Here is a 19500-nt window from a genome sequence, read left to right on the forward strand (position 1 = left end):
TCCGCCCTCCCGTCATCCCCAGGGCCCACGGCAGCGCTTCGGTGTGTTCACGGCCGTCCCGGTGGGCGGCGCGGTACCGGCTCCGGCACATACTTCGGAGTCGAAGTACTTCTAGACTGTGTGTATGTCCGAAAAGCGAGCTGCGCGCCTGAGCCCCGACGAACGAAGGGCCCAGCTGGTCGCCATCGGCCTGGACATGCTCACCGAGCGGTCGCTGGACGAACTCTCCACGGACGACGTGGCGCGGCGGGCCGGTATCTCGCGGGGCCTGCTCTTCCACTACTTCGACTCCAAGCGCGACTTCTACCGCGCCGTGGTGCGGCAGGAGTGCGACGACTTCGTCGCGGCCACGGAACCGGACCCCGCGCTGGGGCCCGTTCCCTGGCTGCGGTCGTTCATCGCCGGTTTCGTGCGGTACGTGCTGGAGCACCGCAAGGTCTATCTCGCCCTGGTCCGCGGTGCCGCGGGCAGCCACTCCGCGGTGGCGGACATCGTGGACGGGACCAGGGCCGCTCTCGCCCGGCGGGTGGCGGAGGGACAGCGGCGGCTCGGGATGCCGGACTCGCCCCGGCTGGCCGTCGCCGCCCGTGCCTGGACGGCGTTCGCCGAGGAGGCGGTGACCAGCTGGCCGCTCGGGGAGCCGGACGCGGCGGCGGAGCTCGGGGCCTTCCTGGAGTCGAGCTTCATCAGTCTGCTCGGCGCCCTGGACCGGCCCTGCGCGCTGCCCCGCTGAGCGGGCGCCGGACCGCCCCGGTGCGGCGCGCCGCCCGCGGTCACCGGCCGCCGCGCGCGCAGCGCCGTACGGACAGCGGCACGAACACCGCGAGGAGCACCGCCGACCAGGCGAGCGTCCCGGCCACCGGGTGGGCGACCGGCCAGGCGGCGTCGGCCGCCGGGGACGCGTTGCCGAACAGCTCGCGGGTGGCCGAGGCCATGGCGCTGATCGGGTTCCACTCCGCGACCGCCCGCAGCCGGCCCGGCAGATTGTCGGTCGGGATGTAGGCGTTCGACAGCAGCGGCAGGACGAAGGTGGCGCTGCCCAGCTGACCGGCGATCTCCTCGTTGCGGATCAGCAGGCCCAGCCAGCAGCCCAGCCAGGACGTGGCGAACCGCAGGAGCAGCAGCAGCCCGAAGGCGCCCAGGGCGGCGAGCGGCCCGCCCTCGATCCGCCAGCCGGCCGCGAGCCCGACCAGGGCCAGCGGGACCATGCCCACGGCCGTGGCCAGCAGATCGGCGGCGGTCTGGCCGAACGGCACGGCGGCCCGGCTCATCGGCAGCGTACGGAACCGGTCCATCACCCCGCGGTGGCAGTCCTGCGCGGCCTGGAACATCCCGGTCATGATGCCGTTGGCCGCCGTGGCCGCGAGCAGCCCCGGCACCAGGAACGCGCGGTACTCCTGGCCCGGTACGGCCAGCGCGCTGCCGAACACGTACCCGAAGAACAGCAGCATCGTGATCGGCATGGTCTGGGTCAGGATCACCACGCCCGGGGCCGCCTTGACCCGCTGGAGGTGGCGGCCCAGTACGGCCAGGGCGTCGGCGACGGGGGCGCTCCCGGCGGTCGTGGCGGGGTGCTCGTCGACCAGTGGCGTGCTGCTCATGCTGCCGTCTCCTTCGTGGGCGGGGAGGTGCGGCCGTCGCCGCGGCCGGTCAGGCGGAGGAAGACCTCGTCGAGCGTGGGCGGGCGCAGGCTCGCGTCGATCACCGGGACGCCCGCCGCGTCGAGCTCGCGGACGATCCGGGGGAGGGTGAGCGTGGCGTCGGTCGCGACGGCGCCCACGGTGCGGCGTTCGTGGTCGAGGACCGGTTCGGCGCCGGTGAGCCGATCGAGCACACCGGCCGCCGGGAGCAGCGCCGTCCCATGGGCGACGACCACCTCGGCGTAGCTGCCGATCCGGGACTTCAGCTCGGCGGGGGTGCCGCGGTGGGCGGCCCGGCCCCGGTCGATCAGCACGATGTCGTCGGCCAGCTGGTCGGCCTCCTCCAGATACTGCGTGGTGAGCAGGACGGTGGTGCCCCGGTCGGCCAGTTCCCGCACCGCCGCCCGGATCCGGTTGCGGCTGTGCGGGTCGAGGCCGGTGGTCGGCTCGTCCAGGAAGAGCACCCGCGGGCGGGTCACCAGACTGGCGGCGAGGTCGAGGCGGCGGCGCATGCCGCCCGAGTAGGTGCGGGCCGGGCGGTCGGCCGCCCCGGTCAGCCCGAAGCGCTCCAGGAGCTCGTCGGCGCGGGCGCGGGCCGCCTCGCCGCGGAACCGTCGCAGCCTGGCGAAGAGCCGCAGGTTCTGCCGGCCGGTCAGCTCTCCGTCGACCGAGGCGTCCTGCCCGGTGACCCCGATCGCCGCACGGACCGAGGCCGCCTCGCGCACCACGTCGTGACCGGCCACCCGGGCGCTGCCGCCGTCCGGCGCCGTCGACGTGGTGAGCACCCGGACAGCGGTGGACTTGCCCGCGCCGTTCGGCCCCAGCACCCCGCAGACCGTGCCCTCGGCGACCGCGAGATCGAGCCCGCGCAGCGCGTGGACATCGCCGTAGCGCTTCTCCAGACCTTCACTAAGTACAGCGTACGTAGTTGTCATGCGGCCCACCGTAGCGCACTACGTACGGTGTACGTAACTACGATGGTGAGCGAGGTGATGACCGATGGTGGGGCGACCCGCTGTACCCGAAGTGATCTGGGCGCGCCCCGAGCGTGCGGGCCGCGGCCCGAGACCCGCGTTCAGCCGAGCGGACATCGCGGCGGCCGCCGTCCGCATCGCCGACGCGGAGGGCTTCGACGCGGTGTCCATGCGCAAGGTCGCGGCGGAGCTGGGCTGCGGCACGATGTCGCTCTACAACTACGTGCCGCGCAAGGAGGACCTGTACGAGCTGATGCTCGACGCGGTCAGCGGGGGGTACGTGTTCCCCGAGCCGTCCGGCGACTGGCGCGCCGATCTCGTCGCGCTCGCCCGTCAGACCCGCGCGATGATGCACCGCCACACCTGGGTGCCCCGGCTGATGTCGCCGGTGTACGGCTTCAGCCCGAACGCCCTGCGGTACCTGGAGTACGCGCTCAGCTGCCTGGACGGCGTCGACGCGCGGTTCGGCGAGAAGATGGAACTGATCGCGATGGTCAACGGTGTGGTCACCACCTATGTGGCCAACGAGATCGCCACGGCGGAACGCAGCAGATCACTGCCCTGGTCCGAGGAGCAGGAGAACGCCGCGCGCACCGGCTATCTGATCAGCCAGATCGCGTCCGGGAAGTATCCGCGGATGGCGGCGGGATTCGCCGAGGACCCGGGCCCGATCGATCTGGACGGGGTCTTCGAGCGGGCGCTCCTGCGGGTGCTGGACTCCTTCGACCGGTAGCGGGCGGGCCCGGCCGCCCCCTCGCATCAGGGCCCGGCCGCCCCCTCACAGCAGGGCGAACTGCCCGTCCGGGCCCTCCTCCTGATGGCCGAGCACCGACGCGGGGCGCCGGGCCGCGGCCGGGACGGGCAGGACGCCCGCCGCGCGGAGCTCGCCGGCCGTGAGCCACGGGCCGTCGGCCGGCGCCTCCAGCCGGGGCCGGACCCCGTCCAGCAGGGCGAGCAGGGTGATCAGTTCCAGCAGCTCCGAGGTCCACTCCGGGGGCCAGCTCCGGGGCCGGACCGCCTCCAGGCCGTCCAGGCCCTCCGCACCGGCCGCCGACCGCCGCGCGAACCAGAGCTCCAGCATCCGCGCCCCGCCCACCCGGAACTCCCACGCCCCGGCCGGCACCGGTGAGATCCGGCCCGTCCCGAGCGTGAGCGTCTCCTCGTCCGGGTGGTACGCCAGGCCCTCCGGCACGGGCGGAATCGCGGCCCGCACATAGGGCCGCCGCCCCCCGGGCAGCCGTGGGCGCTCCCCGCCGCGGGCGCCCCGCAGGTGCAGCCGCAGCAGCTCCTGCCCCAGCTCCACCCCGGCCGACCAGTGCCCGGTGCCGGCGGGCAGCGGGACCACGCACCCGGCGGGGGTGCGGCGGGCCGCCGCCAGCACCCAGGCCAGTACCGACAGGGCGGTCACCGACTCCCCGTGGCGGGCGCGCAGCAGGGGGAGCAGCCCGGGGGCCAGATTGGGTTCGTGGCCCCCGGGGCGCCGGAACAGCGGCCGGATCCGGCCGGGCCGGCCCGCGGGGGAGTGGCCGTCCGGCAGCAGCGCCGTCACCGACAGGGCGGGCCCGGTGTCCCCGGGCATGTGTCCGTGCTCCACGAGGAAGAGCTGGTGCCCGTCGGCGACCCGCCACAGTTCGGGGCGGGCGGCGTCGATCAGCCGGTGGTCGGGGAGCAGCCACTGTTCGTCGAACGGGCCGTGGGCGATCCGCACCGGCTCGGGGCACGGCCCCTCCTCGCGGGCGAACCGGCCGGTGCCGGTGGCCTGTCCGGGCAGCGCCGCCACCGGGGTCCACGGGGTGCGGGCACGGGTCGTCCGGAACAGCCGCTCGCGTTCGTCGGCCGGGGCCCGCACCAGCCGGTCCCAACGGGCCCTGAGCGAGGCGGCGTCCGGGGCGATCACCCAGGGGCGGCCGGTGCGCAGCGGCCGTACGGACCAGGGCATCAGGTCGTCGAGGAGCGGGGCGCCCGCGTCCCGGCCGTCACCGGAGCCGCCCGCCGCCCGTGCTGCCACCGTGTCGCCTCCCCGTCGCCACGCGTCCTCCCGGGCATCGTAGCCGCGCCCGCGCGGCGGACGGCAGGGCGTGGCGCACCCCGGCCGGGACGTCAGTTAGCCTCCACGGTGACCGAGAAGGAGAACCGGTCGCCCCGGTAGCGGATCCGCGCCACGTCGACCACCTGGCCGCTCTCGTCGTACGTCACGCCCGTGTAGAAGAGGATCGGGCTCAGCAGCGGGACCTGGAGGAGTTCGGCGGTGGCGGGGTCGGCCAGCCGCGCCTCGACCGTGTCGGTGATGCGCGCGATCCGGACGCCCACCCGGTCGCGCAGCACCTTGGTCATCGGCCAGCGTTCCAGATCGGCCACGTCGACACGGGCCGCGATCTCGGGGCGCACCACGTTCTCCGCCCAGTTGGTGGGCTCGTCGCTGTCCCCGTCGTGGCGCAGCCTGCGGTAGCTGACCACGTCCGCGCAGTCCGGGAAGTGTTCGCCGAGCTCCTCGGGCACGGCGACCGGGCCGTGGCCGAGCACCGAGGTCCGCTCGCCCGACTGCTGGGCCACGATCGCGTCGATCGAACCCAGCAGCCGGACCGGCGACACCCGGCGGGCGCGCGGCTCGATGAAGGTGCCGCGCCGCCGGTGCCTGCTGATCAGCCCCTCCGCCTCCAGCTCCTTGAGCGCCTGGCGCATCGTCAGGACGCTGACGCCGTAGTGCGCGGCGAGCTGTTCCTCGGTCGGCAGCCGCGCGGAGGCGTCCTTGGCGCGGCCCAGTATCGAGGCGCGCAACGACTGCGAGACCTGGTACCACAGCGGCAGCTTGCGGTTCAGGACCAGCGAGTCGGGGGCGAAGGCCGGCCCCGGGGAGATCTTGGACGTCTGGGGCACCTGGGGCCTTTCGTTCGGACCGGGCCGGGGGAGGAGGCGGGGCGTCGTCGCCTACGGCCTGAAGTTGCGGCTCAGACCCTGCCACACGTCGTCGTAGCCGCGCTGGAGATGTCCGGCGGTGGCGGCCTGGCCCGTGGCCGTCACCGGCCAGCGGGTCTCGAACATGAAGGCGAGGCCGTCGTCGATCTTCTGCGGCCTCAGCTCCGCCTCGCTCGCCCGGTCGAAGGTCTCCCGGTCCGGTCCGTGCGCCGACATCATGTTGTGCAGCGAACCGCCGCCCGGGACGAACCCGCCCTTCCCGGCCGTCTTCGCGTCGTACGCGCCCTCGATCAGGCCCATGTACTCGCTCATCACGTTGCGGTGGAAGTACGGCGGCCGGAAGGTGTCCTCGCCCACCAGCCAGCGCGGCGCGAAGACGACGAAGTCGACCCCGGCCAGACCGGGGGTGTCGGAGGGGGACGTCAGCACCGTGAAGATCGACGGGTCGGGGTGGTCGTAGCTGATCGAGCCGATGACGTTGAAGCGGTGGAGGTCGTAGACGTACGGGGTGTGGTTGCCGTGCCAGGCGACCACATCGAGCGGCGAGTGGTCGTACGTCGCCGACCAGAGGTTCCCGCAGAACTTGTTGACCACCTCCACCGGGCGGTCGTCGTCCTCGTAGGCGGCGACGGGGGCGAGGAAGTCCCGGGCGTTCGCCAGTCCGTTGGCGCCGATCGGGCCGAGGTCGGGCAGGGTGAACGGCTGGCCGTAGTTCTCGCAGACGTAGCCGCGCGCGGTGGCGTCCAGCAGCTCCACACGGAAGCGGACGCCGCGCGGGATCAGCGCGATGTGTCCCGGTTCGGCGCGCAGCAGGCCCAGTTCGGTGCGGAGCAGCAGGCCGCCGTGTTCCGGGACGATCAGCAGCTCGCCGTCCGAGTCGCTGAACACCCGGTCCGTCATGGACGAGTCGGCGTGGTAGAGGTGCACGGCCATGCCGGTGCGCTGCGTCGCGTCGCCGTTGCCGCCGAGGGTCCACAGGCCCGCCAGGAAGTCCGTGCCGGGCACGGGCTCGGGGAGCGGGTCCCAGCGCAGCCGGTTGGGGTCGGGCACGGATTCGGTGAACGGGGCGGTCCGGATCGCCCCGTTGTCGATCCGGGAGAACGGGGGATGGGCGGCCGACGGACGGATCCGGTAGAGCCAGGAGCGGCGGTTGTGGGCGCGCGGTTCGGTGAAGGCCGAGCCGCTGAGCTGCTCCGCGTAGAGCCCGAGGGGCGCGCGCTGGGGGGAGTTGCGCCCCAGCGGCAAGGCCCCCGGCACCGCCTCCGAGCTGTGCTGATTGCCGAAACCGGCGGAGTGCTCCAGCGCTTCCGCCGTCTTCCTCGCCTGCTCGATGCCACCCATGTGCGCTCCCGGTGCCGAAGGAATCCTATGGGTAACCGTAGGAATCGGATCGGGGGGAGTCAACGGCATTCGTGCTGTGCGAGGGGGTTCAAAAAGTTGAACAATGCTCTACTCTCCCGCTCATGTCGTGGACACGAAGACTTCTGGTGGTGCTGGCGGCGCTCGTCGTCGCACTGCTCGCGGCCCCGGCCGCCCAGGCGCACGAGGAACGTCCGGTCACCCTGCCCGACGGAACCGGCAGCGTCCCCGTGTACCGCACCGGCGAACCCGACCTGCTGGTCTGCAAGAGCGACCGGGCGGACTTCGAACGCCGGGTCTCCGGCTTCCCGGAGGGGCTGCGGGCCCGGAACCTGACGCTGTTCGAGCGGTGCCGGAAGTCCGGCTACCGCCATCTGCAACAGGCCGTCGACGCGGTGGACCGGCCCGGCATGAACATCGCCGTCCTGCCCGGCCTGTACGAGGAGGAACCCTCGCTGCCCAGGCCGAAGGGGGAGTGCGCCCGGCTGAAGGCGCCCAACTCCCAGCTCGGCTACCAGATCCTCTCGTACGCGCAGCAGGCCCGGTGCCCGCACAACCAGAACCTGGTGGCGATCCTCGGCAAGAAGGACCTCCAGATCGAGGGCACCGGCGCCGAACGCACCGATGTGGTCGTCGACGCCAAGTACCAGAAGCTCAACGCGATCCGCGCGGACGGCTCCGACGGCATCTACTTCCGGAACTTCACCGCCCAGCGCACCACCTTCAACTCCCTCTACGTCCTGGCCCAGGACGGCTTCGTCATCGACTCCGTCCTCACCCGCTGGAACGACGAGTACGGCTTCCTGACCTTCGCCAGCGACCACGGGCTGTACAAGAACTGCGAGTCGTACGGGAACGGCGACTCCGGCATCTACCCCGGCAGCGCGTCGAACATCAACGACGCGTACGGCTACGACGTGCCGCGCTACTCCATCGAGATCACCGGCTGCCGCAGCCACCACAACATGGTCGGCTACTCCGGCACCGCGGGCGACTCCGTCTATGTGCACGACAACGAGTTCGACCACAACATGGGCGGCGCCTCGATGGACAGCGCCTTCCCCGGCCACCCCGGACTGCCGCAGAACCACGCCCGCTTCGAACGCAACCTGATCCACGACAACAACGCCGACTACTACCCCAACGTCGCCGACGGGACCTGCGCCAAGCCGCCCGTGGACCGGGGCTACGAGGAGGGCGTGGTCTGCCCGCAGATCTCCATGCCGCCCGGCTCCGGCATCATCACCGCGGGCGGCAACTGGAATCTGTACGAGAACAACTGGATCTACGGACAGCAGCGCGCCGCCTTCGTCCTGACGGCCGTCCCCGCCTTCATCCGGGGCGAGGGCGCGCTGTCCAAGCAGACGGACACCTCGCACCACAACCGGTACGCGGGCAACCACCTCGGTGAGGACAAGGCGGGCAACTCCCGGCCCAACCGCACCGATGTGTGGTGGGACGGCCAGGGCGAGGGCAACTGCTGGCAGGCGGACGCCGGTCCGTCCTCCCCGCGCGCCCTGCCCGCCTGCGGCGCCGAACGCGGCTCGGTGACCGGGAGCACCGACCGGCTCGTCGGTGAACCGGTCAAGCTGGCCCAGCTGTTGGTCTGCGCCGACTACAACGTGCAGGCGCGCCGGCTCCCGGCCGGCTGCGACTGGTACGGGGCGCGCGGCATCGAGCGCATCGAGGTGCAGGTGGCGCTGGCCGTGGCCGTGGTGCTGGCGCTGGTCGGCGGGGTGCTGTGGTGGCGCAGGCTGCGCGGCAGCCGGGCCGCCGCGGTGGCCACGGTGCTCGGCGCGGTCGGCCTCGGCCTCGACGTGGCCGGATCGACCATGGGGCTGTCCGCCACCTATGTGCCCGCGCTGGCGCTGCTGCTGACCGGGCTGTGGTGGACCGGCATCGGTCTGGTGCTCCGGAGGCAGCGGCCCCGGCTGGGCTGGACCACGGTGGTGCTGGGCGCGCTCACGCTGCTGGACGCCGTGGACAAGGCCGTGTTCATGATCCCGTGGATCCCGCTCGGTCCGGCCTGGGTGCGGGGGCTGCTCGGCGTGGTCTGGGTGGTGTGGGCCGTGATCGCCGCGGCCCGCCACGGTGACGCGGAGGCGCCGGAGGGAGTCCCGGACCCGGATCCCGGCCCCGGTGCCGTCCCGGCCGTCGCTTCCGCCCCGGCCCAGGCCGCTCCCGCCCCCGCCCCCGCTCAGGAAGGAGACGCGTCGTGAAGCGTCCGCCCGCCAGGCCCCAGCAGGCCGACCAGCCCCAGCTAACCCGTCAGCCCCAGCGAACCCGTCAGCCTCAGCGAACCCATCAGCCTCAGCAAACCCGTCAGTCCCAGCGGATCCACCAGTCCCGGCGGACCCAGCGGCCCCCACGGACCCGCCGGCCGCTCCCCGCCGTCGTCGCCCTGCTCACCGCCGGGGTCCTCGTCCTCGGGGCGAGCGCCTGCGGCGGGCGGGCCACCACCCACCACAAGCCCGGCACCAGCCACGAGCAGGCGGGCGGCAGCGTCGGACGGCTGCTCGACGCCGACGACGGATCCGGCAACCGGCTGCGCCAGGTCGACGCCGAGGGCGCGCCCCGGGTGTCGGTCACCGTACGGCCGGACTCCGAGGACGGGTGGAACGTGCACCTCTCGGTGCGGAACTTCAGGTTCACCCCGGACAGCGTGGGCGGCGCCGCCCTCCTCGGGCGCGGCCACGCCCGGCTCCTCCTCGACGGCCACCCCCTCGCCCGCGTCTACGGCTCGTGGTTCCACCTGCCCGCCTCCCTCGTCCGCGCGGCGGGCGGCGGCACCGGCCTCACCGCGCGGCTCTACGCCGACGACCACACCGCCTGGGCCGTGAACGCCACCCCCGTCCAGGCCACCGCCTCCCTCGCCGCCCCCTCCGCGAAGACCACCGCCCCGCCGGAGGACCGGCCCGCCACCACGCTCGACATCGTCGTCTCCCACGGCAGGGTCAGCCCGGCCCCGGGCCGCACCGAGATCAAGAAGGGCCGGACCGTCGAACTCCGGGTCCGCAGCGACCGCGCCGACACCCTCCACGTCCATGGCTACGACAAGGAGGCCCGGCTGCCCGCGGGCAGGACCGTCACCCTGACCTTCACCGCCGACCGCAGCGGGCTCTTCGAGGTCGAGACCCATGAGTCGGACCTGCTCCTGACCCAACTCGTCGTACGGTGAGCGTCCTCGCCCACGGCATCGGCGCCCAGCACGACCTGCCGCTCTCCCCGTTCTACGCCTTCGCCGGAGCCTTCACCGCGCTCTTCGTCTCCTTCCTCGCGCTCGGCCTGCTCTGGTCCGCCTCGCGGTTCCGCGGCGACCGGGCGGGCCGCCCGGTCCCGTCCGCCCTCCAGCGCCTCGCCGACGCCCGCGCCACCCGCGTCGCGGCCCGCGCCCTCGGCCTCGCCGCCGCCCTCTACGTCACGCTCCAACTGCTCCTCGGCCCGGACGACCCGGACCGCAACCCCGGCCCCGGCGCCGTCTACGTGCTCCTGTGGGTCGGGCTCGTTCCCGCCTCGCTCCTCCTCGGTCCCGTCTGGCGGCTGCTCAACCCGCTGCGCACCGTCCACCTCCTCGTCTGCCGGGCGCTGGGCCGCGACCCCGCGGCGGGCCGCCCGGTGCCCCCCTGGCTCGGTCTGTGGCCCGCCGCCGCCGGGCTCCTCGCCTTCACCTGGCTCGAACTGGTCTCCCCCGACCCCGCGTCGGCCACCGCGCTCCTGCTCTTCCTCGCCCTGTACTGTGCCGTCCACCTCGCGGGCGCCGCCCGCCACGGCGCCGGGTGGTTCGACCGGGCCGACGCCTTCGAGGTCTACTCGGGGCTGCTCGCCCGGCTCGCCCCGCTCGGCCGACGCCCCGCCGACCGCCGCCTCGTGCTCCGCTCCCCGTTCAACGGACTCGACGCCACCCCGCAGCTGCCCGGACTCGTCGCCACCGTCTGCGTCATGCTCGGCTCCACCGCCTACGACGGCTTCTCCGACTCCCCGTCCTGGATCACCACCGTCCAGACCTCGCCCCTGGGCCGCACCACCGCCGCCACCCTCGGACTGCTCGGCGCCGTCGCCCTCGTCGCCGCCCTGTACGCCCTCTGTGCCGGTGCCGTCCGGCTGGTCTCCGGCCGGCTGTCCCACCCCCTCACCGCCTTCGCCCACTCGCTCGTCCCGATCGCGCTCGGCTATCTCGTCGCCCACTACTTCACGCTCTTCGTCACCGAAGGGCCACGCACGGTCATGGTGGCACTCGGCACTGACAATCCGGTCCCGCCCGAGCCGCTGCTGGGTCCCGGCGGCGTCGCCACGCTCCAGGTCGCCGCGATCGTCCTCGGCCACGTCCTCGGTGTCGTCGCCGCCCACGACCGGTCCGTCCGCCTCTTCCCGCCCGGCCGTGCCGTCGCGGGACAGCTCCCGTTGCTGGTCCTGATGATCACCTACACGATCGGCGGGCTGTCGCTGCTCATCGCCTGAGAACCACGCGCCGGACCACCGGCCGCCCGCCGCAGAGGAGACCCACGGCATCATGGATCCCGTGCCCCATGCGAACACGAACCTCCGCCGAGCCCCCGTGCAGCAGCGCAGCGCCGAGCGCCTGGCCCGGATACTCGACGCCTGCGCCGAACTCCTCGACGAGACCGGCTACGAGCAGTTGTCCACCCGGGCCGTGGCCGCCCGCGCCGAGGTCCCCATCGGCTCCGTCTACCGGTTCTTCTCCAACAAGCGGGCCCTGGCCGACGCGCTGGCCCGGCGCAACCTGGACAGCTACGCCGAACGCATCACCGGCCGCCTGGCCGCCATCCCGACCACGGACTGGCGCGGCGCCATCGACGCCGTCCTGGACGAATACCTGGCGATGAAGCGCTCCGTCGCCGGATTCGCCCTCGTCGACTTCGGCGCTCCGGCCCCCGAGGACGATCCGGCCGGCGACGCCAACCAGCGGGTCGCCGGACGGCTCACCGAACTGCTCTCCGGACACCTCGGCCACGCCTCCGACGAGGAGCTGCCGCGCACCGTCCTGGTCTGCGTCGAGGCCGCCGACGCCCTCCTGCGGCTCGCCTTCCGCAGCGACCCGTCGGGCGACACCGCCATCATCGCCGAGACCCGCGTCCTGATCCGGGCCTATCTGGCGCAGAGCCTGGACTGACCGCGCGGCCGTGGACCCCCGCCCCCGGCCCCACCGCGACGCCCGTTGAGCCCCCGCCGTGACCCCCGCGCTGACCTGGGGTTCTGCTCGTATTGCTCGCATGTCAACGCCTTGCTGACGCGGCGAACCGCGCCCTAACGTCATCCGCACCGCCGAGTCCGGCGGGAGTTCAAGGGTGAGCGATAGGTATCCATATGCTGACAATCCTCGGCTTCGTCATGATCGCGACCTTTCTGGTCCTGATCATGCTGAAGAAGATGTCGCCGATCGCGGCGCTGGTCCTGATCCCCGCGCTGTTCTGCGTCGCCGTCGGACAGGGCGCGAAGCTCGGCGACTACGTCATCGAGGGCGTCGGCAACCTCGCCCCGACCGCCGCGATGCTGATGTTCGCCATCGTCTACTTCGGCGTGATGATCGACGTCGGCCTCTTCGACCCGGTCGTGCGCGGCATCCTGCGCTTCTGCAAGGCCGACCCGATGCGGATCGTCGTCGGCACGGCCGTGCTCGCCGCCATCGTCTCCCTCGACGGCGACGGCTCCACCACCTTCATGATCACCGTCTCGGCGATGTACCCGCTCTACAAGCGCCTCGGGATGAGCCTGGTCGTGATGACCGGTGTCGCCGCCACGGCGAACGGCGTCATGAACACCCTTCCCTGGGGCGGTCCCACCGCCCGCGCCGCCACCGCGCTCAAGCTGGACGCGGGTGACATCTTCGTCCCGATGATCCCGGCGCTCGGCATCGGCCTGGTCGCGGTCCTGCTCCTCGCGGTCGTACTCGGCCGGCGCGAGCGCAAGCGGCTCGGCGTGCTCACCCTGGACGAGGCGCTGGCCGCCGGGACGGCCGCGGAGTCCGAGACCGTGCTCGCCGCGGCGGGCGGCGGCGACCGTACCCGCAAGAGCTCCGGCGGAGCCGGTACGGGTACGGACGCGGCCGGGCCCCGCGGCGGGGGCGACACGCACGGGGACGAGGGCTTCAAGGGCCTGGACCCCGACCGGGCCACCCTGCGCCCCCGGCTGTACTGGTTCAACGCGGGCCTCACCCTCGCCCTGCTCACCGCGATGATCATGGAACTGATGCCGATCCCGGTGCTCTTCCTGCTCGGCGCCGCCCTCGCCCTCACCGTCAACTTCCCCCACATGCCCGACCAGCGGGCCCGGATCGCCGCCCACGCCGACAACGTCCTCAACGTCTCCGGCATGGTCTTCGCGGCCGCGGTCTTCACCGGCGTCCTCTCCGGCACGGGCATGGTCCAGCACATGGCCGACTGGCTCGTCGGCGCGATCCCCGACGGCATGGGCCCGCACATGGCGATCGTCACCGGCATCCTCAGCATCCCGCTGACGTACTTCATGTCGAACGACGGCTTCTACTTCGGTGTCGTCCCCGTGCTCGCCGAGGCGGGCGCCGCCCACGGGGTCTCCCCGCTGGAGATCGCCCGCGCCTCCCTGGTCGGCCAGCCCCTGCACATGTCGTCCCCGCTGGTCCCGGCCGTCTACGTACTCGTCGGCATGGCCAAGGTCGAATTCGGCGACCACACCCGGTTCACCGTCAAATGGGCCGCGCTCACCTCCCTGGTGGTCCTGGGCGCCGGGCTCCTGTTCGGCATCATCTGACCGTGCGTACCGTCCACGAGCCCGGCAGGGGCTGGCTGCTGCGCCTGGTCATCGCCTTCGCCCTCGCGCAGGGGGCGGTGTCGATGGCCCGGCCCGCCGTCTCCTACCGGGCTCTCGCGCTGGGCGCGGACGCGCGCGCCATCGGTGTGATCACCGGGGTGTACGCGCTCCTCCCGCTCCTCGCCGCCGTCCCGCTCGGGCGCCGGACCGACCACGGCCGCTGCGCGCCCCTGCTGCTCCTCGGCGTCGTCCTGATCGCGGGCGGCTGCGCCCTCAGCGGCCGGGCGGGCACCCTGACGGCGATGGCGGCCTGGAGCGGTGTCATGGGGCTCGGCCACCTCTGCTTCGTCATCGGTGCCCAGTCGATCGTGGCCCGCCGGTCCGCCCCGGCCGAACAGGACCGCGACTTCGGGCACTTCACCATCGGCGCCTCCCTCGGCCAGCTCATCGGCCCGATCGCCGCGGGATACCTGATCTCCGAGCGCGACGGGGCCATGGCCCGTACGAGCGCACTCGCCCTGCTCGTCTCGGCGGCCGTCGCCGCCGTCTCCCTCGGCGCGCTGCGCCGCGTCGAGCAGCGGTCCGCGCCCGCCGCCCACCGGGCGGAACGGTCCGCGAAGGTCCCCGTGGGCCGCATCCTGCGCGCCCGAGGGGTGCCGGCCGGGATCTTCGTCAGCCTCGCCGTGCTCTCCGCCACCGACATCCTCACCGCCTACCTGCCCGTCGTCGGGGAACACCGGGGCATCGCCCCCGCCACCGTCGGTCTGCTGCTCAGCCTGCGCGCCGCGGCCACCATCGCCTGCCGTCTGGTGATGACCCCGATGCTCCGGGTGCTGGGACGCACGGCGCTGCTCACCACCACCTGCCTGCTGGCCGGAGTGGTCTGCGCGGCCATCGCGCTCCCCGTCCCGGTCGCCCTGCTGGCCGTGATGCTCGCCGTGCTCGGCTTCTGCCTCGGCGTCGGACAGCCGCTCTCGATGACCACCGTCGTCCGGGCCGCGCCGCCGGAGGCCCGGTCCACCGCGCTCGCCCTCCGGCTGACCGGCAACCGCCTCGGGCAGGTCGCCGCCCCCGCGTCCGCCGGCCTGCTCGCCGGAGCGGCGGGCACCGCGGCACCGTTCGTGATGCTCGGTGCCCTGCTGCTCGCGGCGGCCGGGCTGGGCGCACGCGGCGGGCGGCGGGACCGGGAGGCCGGTGCGGACCCGGCCGCGCCGGCGGATCCCGCTCCCGGCCGGAGCCGCGCCGACCGCGGCCGCACCCCGACTCCACCGCCGCGGAGCGGCCGTTGACCTCAAGTCCACTGGAGGTCGTACGTTCCTCGCATGAGCATGGAAACCACGGCGTGGACACAGCTCCACAACGTCATGAACGCGCAGGCGGACCGCCGCCCCTTCGACCGGACCACGCTGCGGCGCATCGCCGCGTTCGCCCGTCCGCACCGGCGCCGGGTCGCCCTGTTCCTGGTCCTGAGCGTGGCGACGGCACTGCTCGCGGTCGCCACCCCCGTACTCGCCGGACGGGTCGTGAACGCGATCGTCTCCGGCAAGGAACCGGGCACCGTCACCCGGCTCTCCCTCCTCATCGCCGTGATCGCCGTCGCGGAGGCCGGGCTCGGCCTGGTCGGCCGCTGGCTCTCGGCCAATCTCGGCGAGGGCCTGATCCTCGATCTGCGCACCGCCGTCTTCGACCACGTACAGCGCATGCCGGTCGCGTTCTTCACCCGGACCCGCACCGGAGCCCTCGTCAGCCGCCTCAACAACGACGTCATCGGCGCCCAGCGCGCCTTCAGCAACACCCTGTCCGGCGTCGTCAGCAACGTCGTGACGCTGCTGCTCACCCTCGGTGTCATGCTCTCCATCTCCTGGCAGATCACCGTGCTCGCCCTGGTCCTGCTGCCGGTGTTCGTGCTGCCGGCCCGGCGGATGGGCACCCGGATGGCCAGGCTCCAGCGCGAGGCCGCCGCCCACAACGCGGCGATGGGCACCCGGATGACCGAGCGCTTCTCCGCCCCCGGCGCCACCCTGATCAAGCTCTTCGGCCGCCCCGCCGACGAGTCCGCCGAATTCGCCGTCCGGGCGGGCCGGGTGCGTGACATCGGCGTCCGCACGGCCATGGCCCAGTCCGCCTTCATCACCGCCCTCACCCTCGTCTCCGCGCTGGCCCTCGCCCTGGTCTACGGGCTCGGCGGCTTCTACGCGCTGCGCGGACGGCTCGACGCGGGCGCGGTGGTCGCCCTCGCCCTGCTGCTGACCCGGCTGTACGCACCGCTCACCGCGCTCGCCGGGGCACGCGTCGAGGTGATGAGCGCGCTGGTCAGCTTCGAGCGGGTCTTCGAGGTCCTCGACCTCACGCCGCTCATCGGCCAGAAGCCGGACGCGCGGGCGGTCCCCGAGGGCCCGGTCTCCGTCGAATTCGACGGGGTCCGGTTCGGCTACCCGTCCGCCGACAAGGTCTCGCTCGCCTCGCTGGAGGACGTCGCGAGCCTCGACACCCGGGGCGGCGACGAGGTGCTGCGCGGCATCTCCTTCCGCGCCGAACCCGGACAGACGGTGGCGCTCGTCGGCTCGTCCGGCGCGGGCAAGTCGACCATCGCCCAACTGCTGCCCCGGCTCTACGACACGGACGAGGGCGCGGTGCGCATCGGCGGCGTCGACGTACGCGACCTGACCGCCGACACCCTGCGCGACACCCTCGGCATGGTCACCCAGGACGGCCACCTCTTCCACGAGTCGGTACGCGCCAACCTGCTGCTCGCCCGGCCCGGTGCCACCGAGGAGGACCTCTGGGACGCGCTGCGCCGGGCCCGCCTGGAGGGCCTCGTCGCCGCACTGCCCGACGGGCTCGACACCGTCGTCGGCGAACGCGGCTACCGGCTCTCCGGCGGCGAACGCCAGCGGCTGACCATCGCCCGGCTGCTCCTGGCCCGCCAGCGCGTCGTCATCCTCGACGAGGCCACCGCCCACCTCGACAACACCTCCGAGGCGGCCGTCCAGGAGGCCCTCGCCGAGGCGCTCGCCGGGCGCACCGCCGTGGTGATCGCCCACCGGCTCTCCACGGTCCGGACGGCCGACCTCATCCTGGTGGTGGAGGACGGGCGGATCGTGCAGCGCGGCACGCACGACGAACTGCTCGCGGCGGGCGGGCGGTACGAGGAGCTGTACCGCACCCAGTTCGCGCACCCGGGCGCGGAGCACGGCGAACTCGCCCCCCGGTCCCTGGCGTGACGGGTGTCTCTGGCGCCCGAAAACTAACAGCGCTAGTTTGGGTCGCGGACGACCCCGTCCGCGACGGTGACCGGGAGGAACAGCGATGAAGGCCCACGACGGCATGTACATCGACGGGGCCTGGCGGCCCGCCGCGGGACAGGACACGATCGCGGTCGTGAACCCGGTGGACGAGCAGGTCATCGCCCACGTTCCGGCGGGCACCGCCCAAGACGTCGACGCCGCGGTACGGGCCGCCCGCGCCGCGCTCCCCGGCTGGGCGGCCACCGCGCCCGCCGAGCGCGCCGCGCGGATCGCCGCCCTGCGCGACGTGCTCGTCGCCCGCGAGGACGAGATCGCCGGGACCGTCACCGCCGAACTCGGCGCCCCGCCGCCCTTCGCGCAGCTGGTGCACGCGGGCCTCCCGGTCCTGGTCGCCGGTTCGTACGCCGAGCTCGCCGCCTCGTACGCCTTCGAGGAGAAGGTCGGCAACTCCACCGTGTACGCCGAACCGGTCGGTGTCGTCGGGGCGATCACCCCGTGGAACTATCCGCTGCACCAGATCGTCGCCAAGGTCGCGCCCGCGCTCGCGGCGGGCTGCGCGGTCGTCCTCAAGCCCGCCGAGGACACCCCGCTGACCGCCCAGCTCTTCGCCGAGGCCGTCGACGAAGCGGGCGTCCCGGCGGGCGTGTTCAACCTGGTCACCGGTCTCGGCCCGGTCGCCGGCCAGGCGCTCGCCGAGCACGACGGCGTCGACCTGGTCTCGTTCACCGGCTCCACCGCCGTGGGCCGGCGGATCGGTGCCGCGGCCGGTGCGGCCGTCAAGCGCGTCGCCCTCGAACTGGGCGGCAAGTCCGCCAATGTCATCCTGCCGAGCGCGGACCTCGCCAGGGCCGTCGGCGTCGGCGTCGCCAACGTGATGGGCAACTCCGGCCAGACGTGCAGCGCCTGGACCCGGATGCTGGTGCACACCTCGCAGTACGACGAGGCGGTCGCGCTCGCCGCGGAGGCGGCCGCCAAGTACGGCGACCGCATCGGCCCGCTGGTCAACGCCCGGCAGCTGGCGCGGGTGCGCGGCTACATCGAGAAGGGCGTCGCCGAGGGGGCCCGTCTGGTCGCGGGCGGCGCCGAAGCCCCGCGCGAACGGGGCTACTTCGTCAGCCCCACGGTCTTCGCCGACGTCACCCCGGAGATGACCATCGCCCAGGAGGAGATCTTCGGCCCGGTCCTCTCGCTCCTGCGGTACGAGGACGAGGACGACGCCCTGCGCATCGCCAACGGCACCGTGTACGGCCTCGCGGGCGCGGTCTGGGCGGGCGACGAGGCGGAGGCGGTGGCCTTCGCCCGCCGGATGGACACCGGGCAGGTCGACATCAACGGCGGCCGGTTCAACCCGCTCGCCCCGTTCGGCGGTTACAAGCACTCCGGCGTCGGCCGCGAACTCGGCTCCCACGGGCTCGCGGAGTACCTCCAGACCAAGTCCCTGCAGTTCTGACCGATCCCGTCCCGTCCGCACCTCCGTACCGCCCCGTTTCCACGCCGCCGATCGTCAAGGAGTCTGTTCGTGGTCCGCGCCGCCGTACTGCCCGCCGTCGGAGCTCCCCTGGAGATCACCGGCATCGAACTCCCGGAGCCCGGCCCCGGCCGGGTGCGGGTCGCCCTCGCCGCCGCCGGGGTCTGCCACTCCGACCTCTCGCTCTGTGACGGCACCATGCGGGTGCCCGTCCCCGCCGTCCTCGGACATGAGGGCGCGGGCACCGTCGTCGCGGTCGGCGAGGGCGTCACCCATGTCGCCCCGGGCGACGGTGTCGTCCTCAACTGGGCTCCCTCCTGCGGAGGCTGCCCGGCCTGTGCGCGGGGCGAGGTCTGGCTGTGCGCCAACGCGCTGAACGGCGCGGGCGCCGTGCACGCCCGGCGCGCGGACGACGGCAGCGAGCTGTACCCCGGTCTCAACGTCGCCGCCTTCGCGGAGGAGACGGTGGTGCCCGCGGGCTGCGTCCTGCCCGCTCCGGCCGGCGTCCCGCTCACCGACGCGGCGCTCCTGGGCTGCGCGGTCCTCACCGGATACGGCGCCGTGCACCACGCGGCGCGGGTGCGCGAGGGCGAGAGCGTGGCGGTGTTCGGGGCCGGGGGAGTGGGGCTGGCCGCGCTCCAGGCCGCCCGGATCGCCGGTGCCTCGCGGATCGTCGCGGTCGACGTCTCCCCGGAGAAGGAGGAACTGGCCCGCCGGGCGGGCGCCACCGACTACGTGGTCGCCTCGGAGCACACCGCCCGTGAGATCAGGGCCCTCACGGACAAGCAGGGGGCGGATGCCGCCATCGAGTGCGTGGGCCGCGCCGCCACCATCCGTACCGCCTGGGAGTCGACCCGCCGCGGCGGCCGGACCGTCGTCGTCGGCATCGGAGGCAAGGACCAGCAGGTCACCTTCAACGCCCTGGAGATCTTCCACTGGGGACGCACCCTCTCCGGCTGCGTCTACGGCAACTCCGACCCCGCACGGGACCTGCCCGTGCTGGCCGCCCACGTCCGCGAGGGGCGGCTCGACCTCGGCGCCCTGGTGACCGGGCGCATCACCCTCGACGGCATCCCGGCCGCGTTCGACGACATGGTCGCGGGCCGGGGCGGACGGGCCCTGGTGGTGTTCCGAGGGGTCTGACGGAG

General features: G+C 73.5%; 16 protein-coding genes. 11 read left to right on the top strand and 5 right to left on the bottom strand.

The features are described 5' to 3' along the window. Nucleotides 1-124: 124 nt before the first annotated feature. Entirely contained in the window at nucleotides 125-733 is a 609-nt protein-coding gene (locus ACFVFH_RS17885) for a TetR/AcrR family transcriptional regulator (protein ID WP_383769226.1), read from the top strand. A 40-nt stretch (nucleotides 734-773) separates the two neighbouring features. Here ACFVFH_RS17885 and ACFVFH_RS17890 read toward each other — a convergent pair whose 3' ends face one another. Together ACFVFH_RS17890 and ACFVFH_RS17895 are read right to left on the bottom strand one after the other, a co-directional pair. Then, on the bottom strand, nucleotides 774-1601 hold the full coding sequence (locus tag ACFVFH_RS17890) for an ABC transporter permease (RefSeq protein WP_383769229.1): 828 nt from the start codon (nucleotides 1599-1601) through the stop codon (nucleotides 774-776). Then, entirely contained in the window at nucleotides 1598-2575 is a 978-nt protein-coding gene (locus ACFVFH_RS17895; RefSeq protein ID WP_383769232.1) for an ATP-binding cassette domain-containing protein, read from the bottom strand. Before ACFVFH_RS17895 ends, ACFVFH_RS17890 begins: the two co-directional genes overlap by 4 nt. Before the next feature lie 64 nt (nucleotides 2576-2639). Between ACFVFH_RS17895 and ACFVFH_RS17900 the strand changes: the two genes are divergently transcribed. After that, nucleotides 2640-3347 (top strand): TetR/AcrR family transcriptional regulator, encoded by a 708-nt coding sequence (locus ACFVFH_RS17900; RefSeq protein WP_383769235.1) that lies wholly within the window; start codon nucleotides 2640-2642, stop codon nucleotides 3345-3347. 45 nt (nucleotides 3348-3392) lie between these two features. Here the strand turns inward: ACFVFH_RS17900 and ACFVFH_RS17905 are convergent, their stop codons facing one another. From ACFVFH_RS17905 to hmgA, 3 genes are all read right to left on the bottom strand, one after another. Then, nucleotides 3393-4622 carry a type ISP restriction/modification enzyme gene (locus ACFVFH_RS17905; protein WP_383769237.1) on the bottom strand — a complete coding sequence of 410 codons (1230 nt, stop codon included), beginning with the start codon at nucleotides 4620-4622 and terminating at the stop codon, nucleotides 3393-3395. 92 nt (nucleotides 4623-4714) lie between these two features. Further along, entirely contained in the window at nucleotides 4715-5491 is a 777-nt protein-coding gene (locus ACFVFH_RS17910) for a GntR family transcriptional regulator (protein ID WP_383769240.1), read from the bottom strand. Between the two features lie 51 nt (nucleotides 5492-5542). Continuing rightward, a complete protein-coding gene (gene hmgA / locus ACFVFH_RS17915) occupies nucleotides 5543-6871 on the bottom strand; it encodes a homogentisate 1,2-dioxygenase (protein ID WP_383769243.1) in 1329 nt (442 codons plus the stop codon). Nucleotides 6872-6993: 122 nt separating this feature from the next. Between hmgA and ACFVFH_RS17920 the strand changes: the two genes are divergently transcribed. The 9 genes from ACFVFH_RS17920 to ACFVFH_RS17960 all read left to right on the top strand — a co-directional run bounded on the left by ACFVFH_RS17920 (nucleotide 6994) and on the right by ACFVFH_RS17960 (nucleotide 19495). Continuing rightward, complete coding sequence (locus tag ACFVFH_RS17920) at nucleotides 6994-9108, top strand: right-handed parallel beta-helix repeat-containing protein (RefSeq protein WP_383769245.1); 2115 nt, start codon at nucleotides 6994-6996, stop codon at nucleotides 9106-9108. 182 nt (nucleotides 9109-9290) lie between these two features. After that, on the top strand, nucleotides 9291-10067 hold the full coding sequence (locus ACFVFH_RS17925) for a hypothetical protein (protein ID WP_383769924.1): 777 nt from the start codon (nucleotides 9291-9293) through the stop codon (nucleotides 10065-10067). Beyond that, the gene (locus ACFVFH_RS17930; protein ID WP_383769247.1) at nucleotides 10064-11347 is read left to right on the top strand and encodes a hypothetical protein; all 1284 of its coding nucleotides are present in this window, start codon (nucleotides 10064-10066) and stop codon (nucleotides 11345-11347) included. Before ACFVFH_RS17925 ends, ACFVFH_RS17930 begins: the two co-directional genes overlap by 4 nt. A 52-nt stretch (nucleotides 11348-11399) precedes the next feature. Further along, a complete protein-coding gene (locus ACFVFH_RS17935; protein ID WP_383769249.1) occupies nucleotides 11400-12020 on the top strand; it encodes a TetR family transcriptional regulator in 621 nt (206 codons plus the stop codon). Nucleotides 12021-12214: 194 nt separating this feature from the next. Further along, nucleotides 12215-13636: a CitMHS family transporter gene (locus ACFVFH_RS17940; RefSeq protein WP_383769252.1), complete on the top strand. Its 1422-nt coding sequence runs from the start codon at nucleotides 12215-12217 to the stop codon at nucleotides 13634-13636. Beyond that, nucleotides 13633-14925, top strand: coding sequence for an MFS transporter (locus ACFVFH_RS17945; RefSeq protein ID WP_383769926.1), 1293 nt, complete (start codon nucleotides 13633-13635; stop codon nucleotides 14923-14925). Before ACFVFH_RS17940 ends, ACFVFH_RS17945 begins: the two co-directional genes overlap by 4 nt. A 33-nt stretch (nucleotides 14926-14958) precedes the next feature. Continuing rightward, the gene (locus tag ACFVFH_RS17950) at nucleotides 14959-16860 is read left to right on the top strand and encodes an ABC transporter ATP-binding protein (protein ID WP_383769255.1); all 1902 of its coding nucleotides are present in this window, start codon (nucleotides 14959-14961) and stop codon (nucleotides 16858-16860) included. An 85-nt stretch (nucleotides 16861-16945) separates the two neighbouring features. Further along, nucleotides 16946-18334: an aldehyde dehydrogenase family protein gene (locus ACFVFH_RS17955; protein ID WP_383769257.1), complete on the top strand. Its 1389-nt coding sequence runs from the start codon at nucleotides 16946-16948 to the stop codon at nucleotides 18332-18334. 69 nt (nucleotides 18335-18403) lie between these two features. Then, complete coding sequence (locus tag ACFVFH_RS17960; protein ID WP_383769260.1) at nucleotides 18404-19495, top strand: Zn-dependent alcohol dehydrogenase; 1092 nt, start codon at nucleotides 18404-18406, stop codon at nucleotides 19493-19495. Nucleotides 19496-19500: the final 5 nt, after the last annotated feature.

Origin of the sequence: Streptomyces sp. NPDC057697 (assembly GCF_042799335.1) — a bacterium.
Taxonomy (GTDB): Bacteria; Actinomycetota; Actinomycetes; order Streptomycetales; family Streptomycetaceae; genus Streptomyces.

Bases quoted from the DNA above. Each gene is read 5' to 3' on its own strand.
- ACFVFH_RS17935 (WP_383769249.1), top strand. From the start codon at position 11,400: ATGGATCCCGTGCCCCATGCGAACACGAACCTCCGCCGAGCCCCCGTG.
- ACFVFH_RS17940 (WP_383769252.1), top strand. From the start codon at position 12,215: ATGCTGACAATCCTCGGCTTCGTCATGATCGCGACCTTTCTGGTCCTG.
- hmgA (WP_383769243.1), bottom strand. From the start codon at position 6,871: ATGGGTGGCATCGAGCAGGCGAGGAAGACGGCGGAAGCGCTGGAGCAC.
- ACFVFH_RS17885 (WP_383769226.1), top strand. From the start codon at position 125: ATGTCCGAAAAGCGAGCTGCGCGCCTGAGCCCCGACGAACGAAGGGCC.
- ACFVFH_RS17920 (WP_383769245.1), top strand. From the start codon at position 6,994: ATGTCGTGGACACGAAGACTTCTGGTGGTGCTGGCGGCGCTCGTCGTC.
- ACFVFH_RS17890 (WP_383769229.1), bottom strand. From the start codon at position 1,601: ATGAGCAGCACGCCACTGGTCGACGAGCACCCCGCCACGACCGCCGGG.
- ACFVFH_RS17895 (WP_383769232.1), bottom strand. From the start codon at position 2,575: ATGACAACTACGTACGCTGTACTTAGTGAAGGTCTGGAGAAGCGCTAC.
- ACFVFH_RS17900 (WP_383769235.1), top strand. From the start codon at position 2,640: ATGGTGGGGCGACCCGCTGTACCCGAAGTGATCTGGGCGCGCCCCGAG.
- ACFVFH_RS17950 (WP_383769255.1), top strand. From the start codon at position 14,959: ATGAGCATGGAAACCACGGCGTGGACACAGCTCCACAACGTCATGAAC.
- ACFVFH_RS17955 (WP_383769257.1), top strand. From the start codon at position 16,946: ATGAAGGCCCACGACGGCATGTACATCGACGGGGCCTGGCGGCCCGCC.